Source organism: Halobacteroides halobius DSM 5150, from assembly GCF_000328625.1.
Lineage (GTDB): Bacteria > Bacillota > Halanaerobiia > Halobacteroidales > Halobacteroidaceae > Halobacteroides > Halobacteroides halobius.
Map to the genome: position 1 here is coordinate 216,737 of NC_019978.1, position 19,456 is coordinate 236,192.

Consider the following 19,456-nt stretch of genomic DNA (forward strand, 5'->3'; position numbering starts at 1 on the left):
TAAATGGCAGCTGAGGTTGAATATTTAGGAACTGGAAGTAGAAAGACATCAACTGCACGAGTTAGATTACTTCCTGGTGATGGTAAAATTACTGTAAACGGTAAGTCTTTAGACCAGTATTTTGGTAGAGATAGTTTAGAGCAAATTGTAAAACAACCACTAGAGATTACAAACACAATAGGTACTTTTGATGTTAAAATTAATGTTGATGGTGGGGGAGTTTCTGGACAAGCTGGAGCTATTAGACATGGTGTTTCTCGTGCACTATTAAAGGTAGATAAAGGACATAGAGATGTTCTTAAAAAAGCTGGCTTCTTAACTCGAGATCCAAGAATGAAAGAGCGTAAGAAGTATGGTCGTAAAAAAGCTCGTAAGTCTCCACAATTCTCTAAAAGATAATCAAATTATTTATTATTTATCTCAAGGAAGAGTATATGCTCTTCCTTTTTTTAGTTTATTATACTACTAATTTGGGAAGGCTATAATATGATTCTTTGTAGGGGGAGATCTTATGGGGGCAGAAATAGAAATAAATTTAACTTTGTTACAAGAAAACACAGCACAAATAATTGATTTAGCAAGTAAAGATAAGATTGATATTTGGGGGGTTACTAAAGGAGTTTGTGGTGATTTAAAAGTTGCCGAAGCAATGATAGATGGTGGAGTCTCTGGTTTAGCTGATTCTAGGTTATCTAATCTAGCGCAGTTAAATTATTTAGATATACCTTTATTATTACTTAGAATTCCTATGCTTAGTGAGGTAGATAAAGTAGTTAAGTACGCTGACATTAGCCTTAATTCTGAGTTAGAGGTAGTTCAAGCTTTAAATAAAGCAGCTCAAGAGTCTAATAGCATACATCAGGTAATCTTATTGGTTGATCTAGGAGATAGAAGAGAGGGCATGCTACCTTCTGATTTAATGGAAACAATACATAAAGTAAAACAATTAGGCAACATTAAATTAATAGGTTTAGGCACTAATCTGGCTTGTTTTAGAGGAGTTTTACCGACGCAAGAAAAGATGGCCGAACTAAATAAATTGGTACAAGAGGCTAGAGAAAGATTTGATTTAAAATTACCAATTGTGTCAGGGGGAAATAGTAGTTCTTTGCCATTGTTACTAAAGGATAATTATTCTCCAGTAAGTAATCAATTTAGAATCGGGGAGACTATTTTATTGGGTAGGGAAGTGCCAAGTGGTGAATCTTTTGCTAACATTAGTTTAGATGCTTTTAAATTAACAGCAGAAGTTATTGAGTTAAAAGAAAAGTCAACTGCTATTGAAGATGAAGTAACTGAGAATGCTTTTGACCAGATTAAAGAAGTAGTCGATAAAGGAATTAGAAAGAGGGCTATTTTAGCAGTTGGCAGGCAGGATATTTATCCTCAAGGATTAACTTCTTTAACTAAGGGAATAACTATAGAAGGAGCAAGTAGTGACCATTTAATTATAGATGTGATAAATAATTCAGATATTAAGTTAGGTTCTAAAATAGAATTTAGATTAAATTATGCTGCTTTATTACAAGCAATGACTTCTCCATATGTTAAAAAAGTTTATCGGGAGGATTAAAAGTGGAGGTTAAAGTATTAGGAGTACCAACAGATTTTGGAGCAAATCGTAGAGGGGTTGATATGGGTCCTAGTGCAATCAGATATGCTAATTTAGTTAGTAGTTTAGAAGATATGGATTTAGTGGTTGATGATTTAGGTGATATTAGGGTTCCTGTTATTAATAATGAAGCTAATAAGGAAGAAGCTAAGTTTTTATCTCAGGTAATTGATGTTTGTCAAGAATTGGCCCTAATAGTTAGTAAAATTGCTAAACAAGATAAACTACCTGTTATTTTAGGTGGGGATCATAGCATTACTATAGGTAGTGTAGCTGGAATGGCCCAAGTTAAAGAAATGGGATTAATTTGGTTTGATGCTCATGGTGATTTTAATACCCTAAAGACTAGTGAAAGTGGTAATATCCATGGTATGCCTTTAGCAACAATCGTAGGTAGAGGAGTTAAAGAATTAGTAGAATGCGGTGGGATTACCCCTAAAGTTAAAGAGAAAAATACAGTAATAGTAGGAGTTAGAGATTTAGATAAAGAAGAACGACAATTATTAAAGGAGTCAGAGGTAACTGTATTTACCATGGATGATATAGATAGGCTAGGTATTTATAAAGTGATGAGCCAAGCGATTAGGATTATTGGCTCTCAGACTGCTGGAGTACATATTAGTTTTGATCTTGATGTATTAGATCCATTAGAGGCTCCTGGAGTAGGAACCCCAGTTAAAGGAGGACTTACCTATCGTGAAGCACATTTGGCTTTAGAGATGATAGCAGAAGCTAATATAGTCGCTTCTTTGGATTTAGTAGAGGTAAATCCTATTTTAGATCAAGGTAATCAAACAGCAGAGTTAGCAGTAGAATTAATTGCTTCTGCTTTAGGCAAGAGAATTTTATAATAATAAAGGAGTGATAAAATGTCGGGAATTATATTTGCTGGTTTAGCACCTCATCCTCCAATAGCAGTACCTGAAGTTGGTGGTAATGATTTAGAAAAAATTGAAGATACGGTAACTAGTATGAAGCAGTTGGCTGTAGATGTAAAAGAAGCTGATCCTGATTTGATAGTTACTATTAGCCCGCACGGCCCAGTCTTTTCAGATGCTATTAGTATTTTAAATCAAGATCCAATTGAAGGAGATTTGAGTGATTTTGATACTAGTGAAGTAAAATTAAGTTATAAATTAGGAGAGGAATTTATAGAAGAAATTGCTCGGGCTTGTTATAATCAGGATATTCAGTTGGCCCGGATTGATAGTAGAGCAGCTAAAAAGTTCGATATTGATTTAAAGTTAGATCATGGGGTAATGGTTCCTTTATACTATCTTAATCAAGCAGGAATCGATTGCCCTTTAGTACCAATTAATATGGGAATGCTATCTGATGATGATTTATATAAGTTTGGTAAGACTATTCAATTATTAGCTCAACAATCTGATTATAAGGTAGCTGTAATTGCTAGTGGTGATTTATCTCATCGATTAATTCCTAATGCCCCAGCAGGTTATAATCCGCGCGGACAAGAGTTTGATGAATCTATAGTCCAGTATCTAGATGATTTAGCTGTAGAACAGATTATGAATTTAGATGAATCTTTAATTGAGAAAGCTGGAGAGTGTGGTTTACGACCAATTACCATTATGTTAGGAGTATTAGATGCTTTAGAGTTATCTGGTGGTGTTTTATCTTATGAGGGGCCCTTTGGAGTTGGTTATGCAGTAGCTAGTTATCGAGTTGAAGGCAAGAGTAATCAACCAGGATTTTTAGAAAAGCTAGAAGCAAGAAAGAAAAATAAATTAGAGCAGATTAGAGAAAATGAAAGTAAACTAGTCAAATTAGCCCGGCAAGCAGTAGAGGAATATGCTTATAAACAAGAGGCTATAGAACCTCCATCTGAGCTAGACCCTAAGTTAGCAGATCGGGCTGGGGTTTTTGTATCGATTAAAAAGGATCAGAACTTAAGAGGATGTATTGGAACTACTAGACCAGCCGAAGCAAATTTAGCTAAAGAAATTATTAGAAATGCTATTAGTGCTGGATTTAAAGACCCTAGATTTGATGCTATTGATCCTAAAGAACTAAAGCAATTAACTTATACAGTAGATGTATTAGAAGAACCAGAAGTAGTAGATAATATTAAAGAACTCGACCCAGATCAATATGGAGTTATTGTAAAGAAGGGTAATGCTACAGGATTGCTATTACCTAATTTAGATGGAATTGATACTGCCCAAAAGCAGGTAGAGGTTGCTAAAAGAAAGGCTGGAATACAGACTACTGATGATGTAGAGTTAATGAGGTTTGAGGTGACAAGGTATAAATAAGGCTGAGTCTATCAATATTTCTTAATCTTTTCATCTAGATAGTCAAATGCTATCTCTTTAATTTGGTGTGAGTATTAATAGTTAAAAGGGCCAATTAGAGAATGAAAAAAGATAAACAATTAAACTGGCTTGATAAATAGTTTGAAAGATTGTAGAAGCAATTAATGACTCTGTTTTATAATAGAGATAAGTAGTGATAATACCTACCAATAAATGAATAATGATACTACCTGGTCGTAAATCTAAATAACTAACTACATAATATAGGTTACTTACTATAAATCCGAGCTTGGCCCCTAGCTTATCCTTAAAATAATAAAAAAGCAAGCCACGATAAAGTAATTCTTTACTAAAGGCAGGAATTAAATAGCTAATTACTACTATTCCAAAGTAAAATAAACTTAAGGTCAATTCTGTTAGGTTTGATATTTTAACTAAAGGATGAATAATCTTTTCAGATATAGAGAGGTTGATAATTATTATTCCTAGCAATAAAAAGAGACTAAACTCTAGTCCAATTTCAAAATCCTCTAAAAAATTTTTAAACTTAATCCCCAATTCCTCAAATGATAAGTTATATATAGTAGTCCAGTAGAGTAAAAAAGAGATAAAGAAGCTACGTCCGATGACTTTAAATATAATCTGATATAGGTCATTAAAATAAGGAAGTTCAAATTGAATATAATTTTGGCAGAATATAATTAAGAAATTAGTTAAATACCAGATTAACTGTAGCTTGATTAGATCAATTATAGTCATTTTCTCTTTTGAATTTGTTTTTTCTTCTGTCATTTTAATGCCTCCAAATAAGTTTCTTATATAATTTAATTCTACTAATGTAATTTTTTTCCTGCAAAGAAATGTTAATTTATAAAATGTAAATTGCTTGTTGATTGATTTTCTGTTACAATATTTTTAAGTATTAAAAATAAGGAGGAGAGAAGATGAGAAGTGATCAGGTAACAACCAAAGTTAATAATGCTCCACAACGTTCTTTATTTAAAGCACTAGGTATGACTGATGAAGAGTTAGATAAGCCATTGATTGGTGTTTGTAATTCAGTTAATGAATTGATTCCAGGACATGTTGATTTAGATAAAGTAGCTCAATCTGTTAAAGATGGCATTAGAATGGCGGGTGGAACTCCAGTAGAATTTGGTTCGATTGGTGTCTGTGATGGGATTGCTATGGGCCATCAAGGAATGCACTATTCATTAGCTAGTAGGGAGTTAATTGCTGATTCAGTAGAGACAGTAGCTCGTGCTCATGCTTTGGATGGATTAGTTTTAATTCCTAATTGTGATAAGATTGTTCCCGGGATGTTAATGGCAGCTGCTAGATTAAATATACCAACTGTAGTAGTCAGTGGTGGGCCAATGTTAGCAGGACGCCATAAAGGTGAAAATATTGACTTGAAAACAGTATTTGAAGGTGTAGCTGCTCAAAAAACAGATCAAATGTCTCAAGAAGAATTATTGGAAATAGAAAATAGTGCTTGCCCAAGTTGTGGTTCTTGTGCTGGGATGTTTACAGCAAATTCTATGAACTGTCTAACAGAAGTTTTAGGTTTAGGATTACCAGGGAATGGGACAATTCCTGCTGTTTATGCTGATAGATTAAGGTTGGCTAAAAGAGCCGGATCTCAAGTGCTAGAAATGTTAGATAAGGATATTAAACCGTTAGATATTCTAACAGAAGAGAATTTTAGTAATGCACTTAAGGTAGATATGGCCTTAGGATGCTCTACTAATACAGCACTTCATTTACCTGCTATTGCTCACGAGGCAGGAATCAAACTTGATTTAGAATTAATTAATGAGGTTAAAGAAGAGGTTCCTCATCTATGTAGTTTAAGTCCAGCTGGTAAATATCATATTCAGGACTTACATGAGGCAGGAGGAGTTCCAGCAGTAATGAAAGTTTTAAGTGATGAAGGAGTTTTAAAAGAAGATTTAATTACTGTAACAGGAAAGACACTTCAAGAGAATCTAGCAGGAGTTGAAGTATTAGATACAGAGGTAATTCGTGATTTTGAGACTGCTTATCATAAGACTGGTGGTTTATCATTCTTACAGGGGAATATTGCTCCTGATGGTGCAGTAGTTAAACAAGCAGCAGTAGCTGATGAGATGTTAGTTCACGAAGGGCCAGCCAGAATATTTAATTCTGAAGAAGAAACAGTAGAGGCTATTCATAATGGAGATATTAAGTCTGGAGATGTAGTAGTTATTAAGTATGAAGGGCCCAAAGGAGGTCCAGGCATGAGAGAGATGTTAACGCCTACGTCTGCTGTAGCAGGAGCGGGATTAGATAAAGAAGTAGCCCTTATTACTGATGGACGTTTCTCTGGAGCTACTCGTGGAGCTTCTATTGGTCATATCTCTCCTGAAGCTATGGAAGGTGGGCCAATTGCTATTGTAGAAGAAGGAGATATAATTGAAATAGATATTCCTAATGGAAAATTAAATGTTAAATTAAGTGAAGAAGAGATTACAGAAAGATTAGAAAATTGGGAACAGCCTGAACCTAAGATTAAGACAGGATATCTATCAAGATATGCTAAATTAGTTAGTTCAGCTAGTACAGGAGCAGTTTTTGAATGACTCTTAACCCGAGGCTAAATACCTCGGGTTTTAAAGTTTTTTTGGTTATTCACTTGACAAAAGATATAATATCATTTACAATATGAATAACAAACAGGTGAAACGTTTCAAAACAATAAAAATACAATCTCCATAATAAATATAATTTAAATATTACAAGTGGTATAAGTATATAATTTTAATAAGCCCCATGTTATTTAGGCAGACTTTATGTCTCCTTAAAATAGTATGGGGCTTATTTTTTATAATTTTTATTGAAACGTTTCAAAAAGATTATAAGTGGAAGGTGAGAATGATGACTACAATTAAGGATATAGCCCAAAAAGCAGATTTGGCTGTTTCTACTGTATCGTATGCTTTAAATGATAGTTCTAAAATAAGTGACAAAACTAAAAAAAAGGTTATAGAACTTGCTAAAGAGTTAAACTATCAACCTAATGGGACAGCACGGAATCTTAAAAAGCAGAAGACAGAAACAATAGGATTGTTTTTAAATGATCTAGGAGGACCGTATTACAGTGAGTTGATTAAGGGAGTACAAGAAGTTACTTCTTCTAATGAATATGATTTAGTTGCTTGTGATGCTGCTGGTGGGGTAGATAGTACAGCTTATACTTTTTTAAAGGAAAAGAGGGTGGATGGAGCAATAATCTTGGCCCCAAGTATTTCAGATGAATTAATAATTCAAGTAGCTAAAAATCAATTACCAACGGTAGTATTAGATAGGGAATTAGAATCAGAGCACATATGTAATGTCTTGATTGATAATATTAAAGGTGCTTATAAAGCAGTTTCTCACTTGACTAAATTAGGGATAGAAAAGATTGCTTATTTAAGTGGAGCAACTGATTCTTATGATAACAAGAATCGATTTAAAGGTTACAAAAAAGCTTTATTAGATAAGGGTATTTCTTATCAACCAGATTGGTTTATTGAAGGATGTTTTACAGAAGAAAGTGGTTACAAAGCAATAAAAGAGCTATTAGTTAATAAAAAATCAGCAAATTTACCAGAAGCTATTTTTGCTGCTAATGATGAGATGGCAATTGGTGCTATTCAAGCTTTACAAGAAGGGAATATTAAAGTACCAGATGATATAGCAGTGGTAGGATTTGATGATATTAACTTAGCTTCATATATTAGACCTTCACTAACTACTATAAGTCATCCTAAATATCAATTAGGAAAATTAGCAACTCAAATGGTATTTGAAGGATTAGAAGAAAACTTTGCTGGGAAGTCAATAACTATCTCAACTGATTTAGTAGTTAGAGAATCATGTGGGGGTTAATTAATTTTGAATATATATAATGTATTTAAGGAGGTGACTAATAAAGAAGTTAAAGGGGAGTGAAATAAAAAAGCTTCACTACTTATAAAGGAGGAATATTATGTTAAATAAAAAAGTTATTTCAATTTCTTTAGTATTATTTTTATTGGTTGGGTCTATGATGATTATTAATAATAATGCTAAGGCATGGTGGATCTTTAGTGATGATGAAGGTAATCAGGAAGAAACTACTCAACAACAGACTAAAAATCCAGAAGATTTTAGTGGTAAACTTGAGTTAATGGTCCCAGCTGGAGATTATATGTCATTCATGAAGAAGAATGTTATTCCAAAATTTGAAAAGAAATATCCAAATGTTGAGCTAACAGTCAGTAATGATAAAAATTTAAAGACTAGAATTTCTGCTGGGGATGAACCCGATGTTTATACAGGAACCTTTGGATATCAACCAGCTATGTATGCTAAATCGGGTAAGATTGTTAATTTAGAAAAGTTTAAAGATTCTGAAAAAGTGTTTGATCGCATTTCTGATCGATACATTACAAGAAATTATAATGGCTTGTATTATGTTCCATGGAATGTAACCACTCAACTTATGATTTATAATAAGGAGTTATTTAGAGAAGCAGGTCTAGACCCTGAAGACCCACCAGAGACTTTTGCTGAATTTTTAAAAGCAGCTAAGAAGATAAATAATTTACCTAATCGTAAAGATGGTTCTGAAATATATGGAACAGTTTTTTGGAATGAAGCTTTATCTTGGGGTGGTTGGTATTGGACTATGTTAACTCAGATTTATTACAATATGAATGATGGTCAATATCAATTATTTAATAATTATGGAACAGATATTGTATTTGATAAAGAAGAAGCAAATATGGATAAGTTCTATGAATTTGCTAGAGAAGCTCAACAGTATGCTCCTCCTACTATGAAGACGAACTTCTTCTCTCGGAATATAGGTATGTGGTTACAATTTGGTTATGGTTGGATGGCTAATTTAGATGAAGCTAAAGGAGAGCCAATGAAGATCGGTGAAGATGTAGGTGTTGCTCCTATCCCAGTATTGGAAAAAGGTGATACTCATTGGTCTACACTTGATGGCCGATCTATTATGATCTTTAGAAGTAACCCAGAAAAAGAACGTCTAGCCTGGGAATTAGTCAAGTTTCTTATGAAAAAAGATATAAACTTAAAAGCCTGTAAAGCCCTTGGTCAGTTACCTACACTTAAGTCTTTACAAGATGTACCTTACTTTAATCAACCTGAAACTAAACCTTTTGTAGAACAGTTAAAGCATACTTTAACTAACGAGCCAGTAGCTGAATTAGGTGATGTAGCAAATATTCTTCAACAGATGTATATTAAAACAGTTATTAAAGAAAAGATTTCACCAGAAAAGGCTGTAGAAAAAGCAGCTAAAAAAGCAAGAGAGCTACTTAAAAAATAATTAAAGTTAAAAATTATCTGCCTTCTTTTTTGAAAAAGGGGGCAGGTAAAATAACTCAAGTAGTTTTAATATTTGAAAGGGATGAATAAAGTTATGAAATTTAAAAATTTATCCAAAAAGCAGATATGGGGTTGTTTTTTTGTTTTACCATGGATCATATATTTTACACTATTTTTAGCTTATCCTATGTTTCTTGCTTTTAGAAATAGTTTTCTCAATTTAAATCTACTAACTCCAGCCAAGGCTTCTTTTGTAGGATTTGGTAATTGGATAGAAGCAGCTAGCGATCCATTATTTTGGCAAGCTATGTTTAATATAGTTTATAATCAAACAATATTTATTATATTATCTTTAGTATTGGGGTTATCATTTGCAGTATTTTTAAAGCGAATAACTACTGGAGCTGCAATTTTTAGAACAGTGTACTTTTTACCGGTAATTACCTCTATAACAGTAGCAATGATTGTTTTTAAATTTATATCTGGGCCTGAAGGGCCAATTCAAGCTTTTCTGCTAAAGTGGGATATAATTAAAGAGCCAGTATTCTGGAAATTTAGCAAATGGCTTCCTATGCCTGTTTTAGCTTTGTTTAATAGTTGGAAATGGTTTGGAGTCCAAATGGTTATCTTCTTAGGGGGATTGTCTTCTATTGACCAACAATTGTATGAAGCAGCTGAAATTGATGGTGCTAGTTGGTTTAAACAATTTGTTTCTATTACTTTGCCATTATTAAAGCCACAAATTGTTTTTGTTTTGACTATGAATATTATCAATGGTTTACAGATGTTCACAGAAGTATTTATGAATTTTGATCTAAACGGTGGCCCTTATCATGCAGCTTTAACACCTGTCCTGTATTTATATAGTAAAGCATTTGATGATATGCAAATGGGTGATGCATCAGCAATTGGAATTTTATTAGCTGCAATAATTTATGCACTAACAATGTTAGAAATGCGAGTAACTCAAGGTAATGATGAAAAGGAGGTAATCTAAATGAGGATTGAGTCTAAATTAGAAAATAAATTAAACTTGACCCCTAAACAAAAGAAAATAGGAAAAAAGACCGGTCTGTATCTAGTATTAATTTTAGGTTCTTTTGTAGTTATGTATCCTTTTTTCTTTATGATAATGAATTCTTTTAAAGAAGGAACAAGAATCTTACATGCTCCTAATGCACTGCCTAAACAGTTATCTTTACAAGGCTATATTGGGGTCTTTAAATCTTTGAATATACCAAGGTTATTTTTTAATTCAACATTTATTGCTTGTAGTGTTACTTTTTTAAATGTTCTTTGTTCTGCTATGGTAGCTTATGGAATTATAAAGACAGATGTTCCAGGGAAAAAGATTTTATTTCGATCTGCATTAGGTTCAATGATGTTACCTCCCGTCTTATTATTAGTTCCTAAATATATGATGATGTATAATTGGGGTTGGATTAATACTTATCGGGTAATGATTTTTCCTGTTATGCTTAGTGGCTATAATATATTCTTAGTAATGCAATTTATGAGGCAGCTTGATGATGCTTATTTAGAAGCAGCTAGAATTGATGGAGCTAATGAATGGCAGGTGTTTTGGAAAGTAGCTTTGCCAATGGTTAAGCCTGGATTAGCTACTGTTACAATCTTAACTTTTATGGGAAGTTGGAATGATTTCATACGACCACTTTTATATATACGTAACGAATCATTAATGACACTGCAGTTGGCATTATATAGATTTCAGACTTCAATTCCCGGTAAGAATATTGAACAATTATGGGCAGCTACTACTTTAATTTCCATTCCAGTAGTTATTGTCTTTTTCTTCTTACAGAAAAACTTTGTTAAAGCATTTACTGGAGTTGGTTTGAAATAATAGGAGGTAGTAAGAAATGTTAAAAAAATATAATAAATTTATCATATTGCTACTTATTATAGCTGTATCCTACAGCTGGGTCTGGGTTGAGACTTATAATAGAACACAAAGATTTTATGATCAAGCTATGGCTAATTTTGAGCAAGGGGATTATATTAAGGCTTTAAAAGGAGAGCGGGTATTAAATAAAGATAACTCAGGTTATATCTTTAAAGGAGGATTCCAACAAATAATAAAATCTTGGAAAAGCTCATCTGCTTTCCCTAAACCTAGTTTATATATTACAGCTAAAAAGAAGGTTAGTAGAATAATAAATCAAAAGATGAATATAGCAATGGGCCAAAGAGCTTTTAAAACTTATTTTAGGATGAATAATAAATATTTACCACAAATTTTAATGCGTGTTGGAGATTTATATGCTCAAAAAGGCCAAATTGAAAAAGCTAAAGAGTCCTATCAAATGGTAACAGATATTTTTACTCTTCAACAAAAAATAGTTAATAAAGCAGAGGAGAAATTACAACAACTAAAAGAAAATAAATAAGGTAGGGGATTAAATATGGGAGTAGAAATAAAAGATCAATCTTTTATTATAAATGGCAAAAAAGAATATATTTATGGTGGCGAATTCCATTATTTTCGCTGCCCTAAAGCAGAGTGGGCAGATAGAGTTGATAAGATAAAAGAAGCAGGATGTAATTTAGTTAGTACGTATGTACCGTGGTATTGGCATGAAATGGAAGAAGGAAGGGTTGATCTAACAGGAAAAACAAGGCCTGAAAGAGATTTAGAGTCTTTTCTACAACTTCTAAAGGAAAAAGATGTTTATTGTATTGTTCGTCCAGGACCTTATGTAATGTCAGAGATTAAAAATGAGGGGATTCCTGATTGGTTAATTCAGAATTATCCTGAGGTTATAGCTAAAACAGAAGATGGAAGTAAGCACCCGACTAATGTAGTCTCTTATTTGCATCCGGTTTATTTAGAGAAGGCTAAAAGGTGGTATCAAGAAGTCTGTCAGATTATTGCTCCTTATCAGATAACAGAAGAAGGAACAGTTTATATGTTCCAGTTGGATAATGAGACTGGAATGCTACAGTGGGTAAGTAATAGTTCAGATTATAATGAGGTTACATTAGATTATTTTGTAGAGTACCTAAAAGAGAATTATAAAGATGTAGATACTTTAAGTAAGACTTATGATATCAATATTTCAAATTTTAAAGAGTTTACTGTAGAAGAAATGCCTAATTTATCTGATGATAAGAAAAAGTATCTACATTGGGACTGGGGCCAATTTATGCGAGAGTATATTGGTCAATATATTAATACCTTAAAGGAGTATAGTCAAAACTATGGCATTAATATTCCTTATATAGTTAATATTCATGGCTTTAAGGATATTTCTACTTGTAGTAGAGGGTTTGATTATCAAATAGGGCTATCTCAATTATATGAGACAATAGACGATGATATAGTCTTTGCTGGTGATTTCTATATTGGAAATATCAATTATAATAACTTTCATGATCTGATTTTAGCTGGAGAGTTTACAAAGGCGATTCAGCCTAATGACCAGCCATATTTCTCAGCTGAGTTTCAAAGTGGAAGATTATCAGATCGTCCTAAATTACAACCAACTGATATTGATTTAAGTGCTAGAACCTGTATAGCCCATGGAATGAATGCAATTAATTATTATATGTTTGTTTCTGGAGAAAACTATGAAGAAATTGGACTCTTTGGAAGAAGACATGACTGGCAAGCACCTATTGATTTAGAAGGAGAGTTTAGACCCCAGTATTATAAGGTTCAGCATTTAGGTAATATGATGCAGACCTTTGGAGAGAACTTATTAGATACTCGAAAAGAAGTAAGTACTTATCTTGGTTTTTATCCAGATTATTATATGACTGAGTTTTCTAATCAGTCTACTCAAGAGATGATTGATAAATTAACTAATCAACGTGATCACTTTCAATTTGATGGTATAGCAAGATTATTGACTGCTGCTAATATACCTTTTTCTGCTTATGATCTGTTACAGGAAGATGAGATTGATGTAGAAGAAGTCCCAAGTCTATGGATGTTCTCTACAAAATGGATGGCAGCAGGAATTCAACATAAGTTATTGGATTATGTAGAGAATGGAGGAAAATTAGTACTTTATCCTACAGTTCCAATTTATAATTTACAAGGAGAAGATTGTAGAATACTTGCCGATGCTTTAGAGATAACTGATTGGGATGTAGCTGAAGGTTTTGAACGAGTAAATGTATTAGATATGGATTCTATATTTGTAAATTATAGAATGATCCTAGAAGAGTGTCCTGGTGACCCTATTGCTTGGGCTGGAGATAAAACTGAAGAAGAGTATGCTGGATTTTTAAAGGATTATGGTGCTGGTAAAGTTTTAATGTTAGGTTTAGGAATGGAACATGATTATGATTATAAGCTAGATTTGATATCTTCTTTAGCTGAAAGATTGGGAATTGCCCCAATCATCTCTTCTAGTGATGATAGTTTGGCAATTAGTATCCGTAAAGATGAGCAAAATAAATTTATCTTTATTAATAATTATGATGAGATAGACAAAGAGACAGTTATAGACTATCAAGGAGATAAATTATTTGCAGGTCAAGAAATAACTGTTCTAGCTAGGACAGGATTAATGTTACCAGTAGATTATAAGCTAGCAGAAGATATAGAATTAAAATATAGTACCATAGAGATTGACAGTCTAACTAAAGAAGATAAGTATGTAATTTTATCTGTTGTGTTATCAGCTGATGAAGGTGAGCTAGTCATAGAGACTGATAATTGGGAGCCAGTAGAAACTATTAATAATCAGGTGGTAGAATTAGAAGCTGGCTATCAAATAAAGGTTGTAGGTAGAACTGGTGAGAGAGTAGAAATAAGGTTTAGAAATAATAAATAGTCTTAGTGAGGTGAATAAAGTGATAATAGACTTAACAGGAGTTTGGGATTATCAGCCCTTGGCCCATACTTGTATTTATGAAGAGGGGTCAATTAAAGAAGAAACAGATGATTTGCCAGTTAGTGGAACTATGGAGCTTCCAACTAATTGGGAGTTAGCAGATGTTAGTAACTTTGCAGGTAAAATAGAATTCAAGCGTGTTTTTGAAGTTGATTTAGAAGAGGTAGAAGAAAAATTAGCTTTTTTAAGATTTGAAGGAGTAGATTATTTTGCCCAGGTATTCTTAAATGGAGAGTGTATTGGAGATCATGAAGGTTATTTTCAACCTTTTGAATTTGATGTAACAGAAAGATTAAAAGATGGTAAGAATACTTTAAAAGTAGTTGTTAATTCTCCAAAAGAGGATACTGAAGAAGTATGGCCTAATAAAAAGAAATTAATTAAAGGAGTCCTTAATCATCATGATGCCCGTCCAGGTGGATGGGACCCTAATTATGGTCAAGATAAGAATACAGGTGGTATCTGGAATGATGTATATATAGATATTCGACCAACTAATTTCATTCAAGATGTAAAATGGAATCCAACTGTACTACCTGATAATCGGGCCAAGGTAAATATTGCTTCTACTATCTATTCTTCTGAACCAGGAGACTATACTTTAGTAATTAAGGTAGATGGAGAAAGATATGAACAAGATATTAGCCTTGCTCAAGGTAGAGAAGAAAAGAATGCTATTATTTCTTTTGCAGAGCCAAAGTTATGGTGGACTTGGGACCAAGGTGAACCTTATTTATATACTTGTGAAGTAGAGTTAGTAAAAAAAGAAGAGATAATTCATAAAGAAGAATTTAAGGCTGGAATCAGAGAAGTAGATTATAATCCTGATAATGGAGAATGGACTCTAAATAATCGTCGTATTTTTTTGAGAGGAAGTAATATTATTCCTACTCAGTGGTTGAGTGAATATACTCAAGAGAAGATCACAGAAGATATTGATTTAATGAAGGGGGCTAACCTTAACTCAATTCGGGTTCATGCCCATGTGACACGAGATGAATTTTATACAGCCTGTGATGAAGCTGGAATATTAGTTTGGCAGGATTTCCCTCTGCAATGGAGTTATGATTCTGGAGATGGATTTGCAACAGAAGCAGTTAGCCAGATTAAGGATATGATAAATGAATTTTATAACCATCCTTCTATCGGTATCTGGTGCTGCCATAATGAGCCTAGTGTCAATACAGAAGAGTTAGATCCATTATTATATAATACAGTTTCTAGTCTAGAGTCGGCGAGATATGTACATCCAAGTTCTGATTTTAGAGAACATCCTTATCCAGGTTGGTATATAACTAAGAAGGAAGAATTCATGACTACTCCTTGTAAGCCTTTAGTTACAGAATTTGGTGCTCAAGCAATGCCTAATTTACCAATTGCTCAAGAAATATGTGGTGCTGAATGGCCTCCTGACTGGGAGAATATGATGTATCATGATTTTCAGTATGATGAAACCTTTAATATTGCTCAGATTGAGCTAGGAGATAGTCTAGAAGAATTTATAGATAATTCCCAGAATTATCAAGCTGAATTGCTTAAGTATGCGATTGAGAATTATAGATTAGAGAAGTACAATAATCTAGGTAGTATATACCACTTTATGCTTGTTGAATGTTGGCCCTCTATCACTTGGGCAGTAGTAGATTATAATCGAGAACCTAAAGCAGGCTATTATACTTTACAGACTGTTTTTCAGCCTGTATTGGTTGCTGCTAAGTTAGAACGAGAAAGATGGATTGGTGGCAAAGAGATAGAGTTAGGATTATATGCTATTAATGATTATCACAAAGAATTTAATGAATGTAATTATAAAGTTAGTTTGGAGAAGAATGATAGTGATGAGGTAATTTCTATCAAAGAGGGGCAAGTGGATATAGCTTCTGATACTGTTATTAATTTTGAAACGTTTCGATATGAAGTGCCAGATGATATAGAAGCTGGAGATTATAAGGTCAAGTTAAAGTTATTTGATCAAGAAGGTAGTTGTATTTCAAAAAATGATTATCAGATAGAGATGGCACCTCAACCTCCATATAAGGAAGCTGGAGGGCTTGTTTTTGATGATAATAAATCAATGTAATAATATATCAAGAAAATAAGGAGTGATATTCATGGTAGAAGAGAAGAAGTTTGAAAATAAGTATGGATATTTTACAGAAGATGGTCGTGAATATGTAATTACAGACCCTAAAACACCAAGACCATGGGCCAACATTATCAGTAATGGTGATTATTCATTTATGGTCTCTCAGACTGGTGGAGGTTGCTCATGGAGAGGAAATGCAGGGCAGAATCGTTTAACTCGTTTATACCAGGATACTATTAAGGATAACTGGGGTAAGTATATGTACATTAGAGATGTAGAGAGTGAAGAATACTGGTCAGCTGCTTGGAATCCAGTACAAACTGATTATGATGAGTATGAAGTACGCCATGGCATTGGTTACTCAGTCTTTAATCAGAAAGTTAATGGGATTAAAAGTAGTATGAAAGTATTTGTTACTCCTAATGATCCAGTAGAAATACTTGAAGTGACAGTTACAAATGAATCAGATAGGGTAAGAAAATTAGATTTAACCTCTTATTTTGAATGGGAAGCTGGCAAACATCCAGATGAACATCGTGAATTCCATAAAATCTTTATGGATACTGAGTATGATCAAGATATGAAGGCTGTTAAATTAGAAAAATATTTATGGGGCTTTCCAGATAAAAAAGGATTAGCTAATAATGTAGACTGGGATTATGTAGGATTTCATGCAGTCAGTCAAGATGTAAAATCTTTTGACTGTGATAAAGAAACATTTGTAGGAATGTATTCTGATGAGGCTACTCCAGAGGGATTAGAAGCAGATAAATTAGCAGAGAATCAAGGAAGATTTGGAGATGCAGCAGCAGCATTACAAGTTGATGTAACATTAGAGCCAGGAGAAGAAAAGACTGTTGTTTATACAATTGGTTCTGCAGCAAAAGGTAAGGATGAGATAGAAGGAGTAAATAATGAACCAGAAGATGCAGATAAGCTTATTCAGGAATACACTTCCGTAGAAGGTGCTAAAGAAGCCTTTAAAGAAGTACAAGAGTTCTGGTCAGAATTAATTGATGCTGAAAAAGTAGATACTCCTGATGATGCACTGAACTTTATGACCAACTACTGGTTAAAATATCAGGCTATTTCATGTAGATTATGGGCCAAATCAGCTTATTACCAGACAAGTGCTGGCTATGGATATCGTGATCAACTACAGGATTCACAAATATTCTTAACTAGTAAACCAGAACTAGCTAGAAAGCAGATTATTGCCCATGCTGAACAACAGTTCCAAGAAGGGGATGTCTATCACTGGTGGTTTACAATTGGTGGTGGAGGCCCACGAACAAAATGTTCTGATGATTTATTATGGTTACCATTTATCTTAGATGCTTACTTAAAAGAAACAAATGACTACACTGTTTTAGATGAAGTAGTAGAATTTCTTGATGGTGGCGAAGCAGATGTTTATGAGCACTGTAAACGGGCTATTGAAATGTCCTTTAGTAGATTCTCACCTCGTGGAGTACCGTTAATGGGGCACCATGACTGGAATGATGGATTAAGTGCTATTGGACCTGATATGAAAGGAGAAAGTTTTTGGGTGGGAGAGTTCTTATATATGATTCTAGAATCATTTATCCCACTGGCTGAGGCAAGAGATGATAACAAGTTTGCTGACAAGATGAAGACAGTAAAAGAGAATATGAAGGAGGCTGTCAATGAGTATGGATGGGATGGAGAATGGTATCTGCAAGCAACAACAGATGCAGGATTAAAAGTAGGTTCTAAGGAAAATGAAGAAGGTAAGATCTTCTTAATGCCTAATATCTGGGCTATTATGAGTGGTATTGCTGATGAAGAGAGAACTGAAACAGTTATTGATTCAATCAATGAGTATCTATTAGAAGATTATGGAACATTATTGAATTATCCGGCCTTTACAGAGCCGCGTACAGATATTGGTTATGTTACAAGGTATGCACCAGGACTACGTGAAAATGGAGGAGTCTATACTCATGCTGCAACTTGGTCTGTCTGGGCTTATGCTGCAGCGGGGGAAGGTGAATTGGCTTATGAAGCTTATCGACGTATCTGTCCTCCTAACCGTTTTGATAATCCAGATGAATATATGGCTGAACCATATGTAACACCAGGTAACTCTGATGGGCCATTATCACCGATGTTTGGTCGAGGAGGATGGACTTGGTATACAGGTTCTTCTCAATGGCTACAACGAGTTGCTACTAACTGGATTTTAGGTGTTAGAGCAGACTATGATGGATTAATTGTAGATCCATGCATTCCTGCTGAATGGGATGGATACACAATGAAACGTAAGTTTAGAAATACAACTTATCAGATTACTGTTGATAATAGTGTTCATGTAAATCAAGGTGTTAAAGAGATTAAGCTTGATGGTGAAGCAATTGAAGGTAATAAGTTACCTGATTTAGATGATGGAGAAGAGCATCAGGTAGAGGTTACACTAGGTTAGCACTATTTAGATAATATTAAAATAGACCTAGAAAATGGTACTGATATTAATATCAGTACCATTTCTAATTGTAGGTTATCTAAAAAAGTTTCTATTTTTATTCAAGGAATTATTGGTGATATAAAAGAATTAGCAATATAGGCCGATAATATTTTTAGAATCAGATAATCATACTTATTAGTTAAAGTAGATTTTATAGGGAGGAATAGAAAGTGCAACAAGATTTTAAGCAAGGAGTAGATTTTTCCCATCAGTTATTGAGTGAACAGATAGCTAAAGGGGCCAAGCTAATTGATGCTACAGTAGGCAATGGTTATGATACTAAATTTATGGCTGAATTAGTTGGCAGGTCAGGAACTATCTGGGGCTTTGATGTACAAGAGGAAGCAATTAAAAGAGCTAAGGAGAGATTAGAAAAAGCTAGTCTTAAAGAGCAAGTAAAATTGATTAATGATGGACATCAGAATATGTCAAATTACATAAACCAGTCTGTAGATGGTATTTTATTTAATTTAGGGTATCTGCCAGGCGGAAATAAAAAAGTTATAACCCAAGCAGAGACTACCTTACAAGCGGTAAAAGAAGGGTTAGATTTACTAAAAGCAGGGGGAGTATTAGTACTTGTTATCTATCTAGGTCATGAAGGTGGTAGAGAAGAACGACAGGTACTATTTGATTATGCTATAGAGCTTGATGAAAAGGCTTATAATGTATTGCATTATAAATTTATCAATCAGAAGAAAGAACCTCCTCAGGTGTTAGCAATTAAGAAACGAACTAATTAAAATTCAAAAGCTAAGAACTTTTTATATATTAGGTTTTATTTAGGTTGTG

At 33.6% G+C, this 19,456-nt stretch carries 15 protein-coding genes; 14 read left to right on the top strand and 1 reads right to left on the bottom strand.

Going from position 1 to position 19,456, the window contains the following annotated elements; genetic code table 11:
* The first annotated feature begins 3 nt into the window (after positions 1 to 3).
* The 4 genes from rpsI (at position 4) to amrA (ending at position 3,888) form a co-directional block, all read left to right on the top strand.
* Positions 4 to 399: a 30S ribosomal protein S9 gene (gene rpsI / locus HALHA_RS01135; RefSeq protein WP_015325961.1), complete on the top strand. Its 396-nt coding sequence runs from the start codon at positions 4 to 6 to the stop codon at positions 397 to 399.
* Between the two features lie 112 nt (positions 400 to 511).
* The gene (locus HALHA_RS01140; RefSeq protein WP_015325962.1) at positions 512 to 1,573 is read left to right on the top strand and encodes an alanine racemase; all 1,062 of its coding nucleotides are present in this window, start codon (positions 512 to 514) and stop codon (positions 1,571 to 1,573) included.
* A 2-nt stretch (positions 1,574 to 1,575) separates the two neighbouring features.
* On the top strand, positions 1,576 to 2,463 hold the full coding sequence (gene rocF, locus HALHA_RS01145) for an arginase (protein ID WP_015325963.1): 888 nt from the start codon (positions 1,576 to 1,578) through the stop codon (positions 2,461 to 2,463).
* Between the two features lie 18 nt (positions 2,464 to 2,481).
* Positions 2,482 to 3,888 (top strand): AmmeMemoRadiSam system protein A, encoded by a 1,407-nt coding sequence (amrA, locus tag HALHA_RS01150; protein ID WP_015325964.1) that lies wholly within the window; start codon positions 2,482 to 2,484, stop codon positions 3,886 to 3,888.
* Between the two features lie 81 nt (positions 3,889 to 3,969).
* Here amrA and HALHA_RS01155 read toward each other — a convergent pair whose 3' ends face one another.
* Positions 3,970 to 4,680: a CPBP family intramembrane glutamic endopeptidase gene (locus tag HALHA_RS01155; protein ID WP_015325965.1), complete on the bottom strand. Its 711-nt coding sequence runs from the start codon at positions 4,678 to 4,680 to the stop codon at positions 3,970 to 3,972.
* Between the two features lie 152 nt (positions 4,681 to 4,832).
* Here HALHA_RS01155 and ilvD point away from each other — a divergent pair, with 152 nt between their 5' ends.
* From ilvD to mnmM, 10 genes are all read left to right on the top strand, one after another.
* The gene (gene ilvD / locus HALHA_RS01160) at positions 4,833 to 6,491 is read left to right on the top strand and encodes a dihydroxy-acid dehydratase (RefSeq protein ID WP_015325966.1); all 1,659 of its coding nucleotides are present in this window, start codon (positions 4,833 to 4,835) and stop codon (positions 6,489 to 6,491) included.
* A gap of 295 nt (positions 6,492 to 6,786) precedes the next feature.
* On the top strand, positions 6,787 to 7,782 hold the full coding sequence (locus tag HALHA_RS01165; RefSeq protein ID WP_041607596.1) for a LacI family DNA-binding transcriptional regulator: 996 nt from the start codon (positions 6,787 to 6,789) through the stop codon (positions 7,780 to 7,782).
* 280 nt (positions 7,783 to 8,062) lie between these two features.
* Positions 8,063 to 9,232 (top strand): extracellular solute-binding protein, encoded by a 1,170-nt coding sequence (locus tag HALHA_RS01170; RefSeq protein WP_041607908.1) that lies wholly within the window; start codon positions 8,063 to 8,065, stop codon positions 9,230 to 9,232.
* A 93-nt stretch (positions 9,233 to 9,325) separates the two neighbouring features.
* On the top strand, positions 9,326 to 10,228 hold the full coding sequence (locus HALHA_RS01175) for a carbohydrate ABC transporter permease (RefSeq protein ID WP_015325969.1): 903 nt from the start codon (positions 9,326 to 9,328) through the stop codon (positions 10,226 to 10,228).
* Positions 10,229 to 11,095 (top strand): carbohydrate ABC transporter permease, encoded by an 867-nt coding sequence (locus tag HALHA_RS01180; protein ID WP_015325970.1) that lies wholly within the window; start codon positions 10,229 to 10,231, stop codon positions 11,093 to 11,095.
* 16 nt (positions 11,096 to 11,111) lie between these two features.
* The gene (locus HALHA_RS01185) at positions 11,112 to 11,639 is read left to right on the top strand and encodes a hypothetical protein (protein WP_015325971.1); all 528 of its coding nucleotides are present in this window, start codon (positions 11,112 to 11,114) and stop codon (positions 11,637 to 11,639) included.
* A 15-nt stretch (positions 11,640 to 11,654) separates the two neighbouring features.
* The gene (locus HALHA_RS01190; RefSeq protein WP_015325972.1) at positions 11,655 to 14,033 is read left to right on the top strand and encodes a beta-galactosidase; all 2,379 of its coding nucleotides are present in this window, start codon (positions 11,655 to 11,657) and stop codon (positions 14,031 to 14,033) included.
* A 19-nt stretch (positions 14,034 to 14,052) separates the two neighbouring features.
* Positions 14,053 to 16,173 (top strand): glycoside hydrolase family 2 protein, encoded by a 2,121-nt coding sequence (locus tag HALHA_RS01195; RefSeq protein WP_015325973.1) that lies wholly within the window; start codon positions 14,053 to 14,055, stop codon positions 16,171 to 16,173.
* Positions 16,174 to 16,204: 31 nt separating this feature from the next.
* Positions 16,205 to 18,622, top strand: a complete 2,418-nt coding sequence (locus HALHA_RS01200; RefSeq protein ID WP_015325974.1) for a glycoside hydrolase family 94 protein — start codon at positions 16,205 to 16,207, stop codon at positions 18,620 to 18,622.
* A 212-nt stretch (positions 18,623 to 18,834) separates the two neighbouring features.
* Positions 18,835 to 19,407: a tRNA 5-(aminomethyl)-2-thiouridylate-methyltransferase MnmM gene (gene mnmM, locus HALHA_RS01205; RefSeq protein ID WP_015325975.1), complete on the top strand. Its 573-nt coding sequence runs from the start codon at positions 18,835 to 18,837 to the stop codon at positions 19,405 to 19,407.
* Positions 19,408 to 19,456 lie beyond the last annotated feature (49 nt).

Excerpts from the sequence above, each read along its gene's own strand:
- HALHA_RS01185 (WP_015325971.1), top strand. The coding sequence starts at position 11,112 with ATGTTAAAAAAATATAATAAATTTATCATATTGCTACTTATTATAGCT.
- HALHA_RS01190 (WP_015325972.1), top strand. The coding sequence starts at position 11,655 with ATGGGAGTAGAAATAAAAGATCAATCTTTTATTATAAATGGCAAAAAA.
- HALHA_RS01140 (WP_015325962.1), top strand. The coding sequence starts at position 512 with ATGGGGGCAGAAATAGAAATAAATTTAACTTTGTTACAAGAAAACACA.
- HALHA_RS01165 (WP_041607596.1), top strand. The coding sequence starts at position 6,787 with ATGACTACAATTAAGGATATAGCCCAAAAAGCAGATTTGGCTGTTTCT.
- ilvD (WP_015325966.1), top strand. The coding sequence starts at position 4,833 with ATGAGAAGTGATCAGGTAACAACCAAAGTTAATAATGCTCCACAACGT.
- amrA (WP_015325964.1), top strand. The coding sequence starts at position 2,482 with ATGTCGGGAATTATATTTGCTGGTTTAGCACCTCATCCTCCAATAGCA.
- rpsI (WP_015325961.1), top strand. The coding sequence starts at position 4 with ATGGCAGCTGAGGTTGAATATTTAGGAACTGGAAGTAGAAAGACATCA.
- HALHA_RS01200 (WP_015325974.1), top strand. The coding sequence starts at position 16,205 with ATGGTAGAAGAGAAGAAGTTTGAAAATAAGTATGGATATTTTACAGAA.
- HALHA_RS01170 (WP_041607908.1), top strand. The coding sequence starts at position 8,063 with ATGGTCCCAGCTGGAGATTATATGTCATTCATGAAGAAGAATGTTATT.
- HALHA_RS01155 (WP_015325965.1), bottom strand. The coding sequence starts at position 4,680 with ATGACAGAAGAAAAAACAAATTCAAAAGAGAAAATGACTATAATTGAT.
- HALHA_RS01175 (WP_015325969.1), top strand. The coding sequence starts at position 9,326 with ATGAAATTTAAAAATTTATCCAAAAAGCAGATATGGGGTTGTTTTTTT.
- HALHA_RS01180 (WP_015325970.1), top strand. The coding sequence starts at position 10,229 with ATGAGGATTGAGTCTAAATTAGAAAATAAATTAAACTTGACCCCTAAA.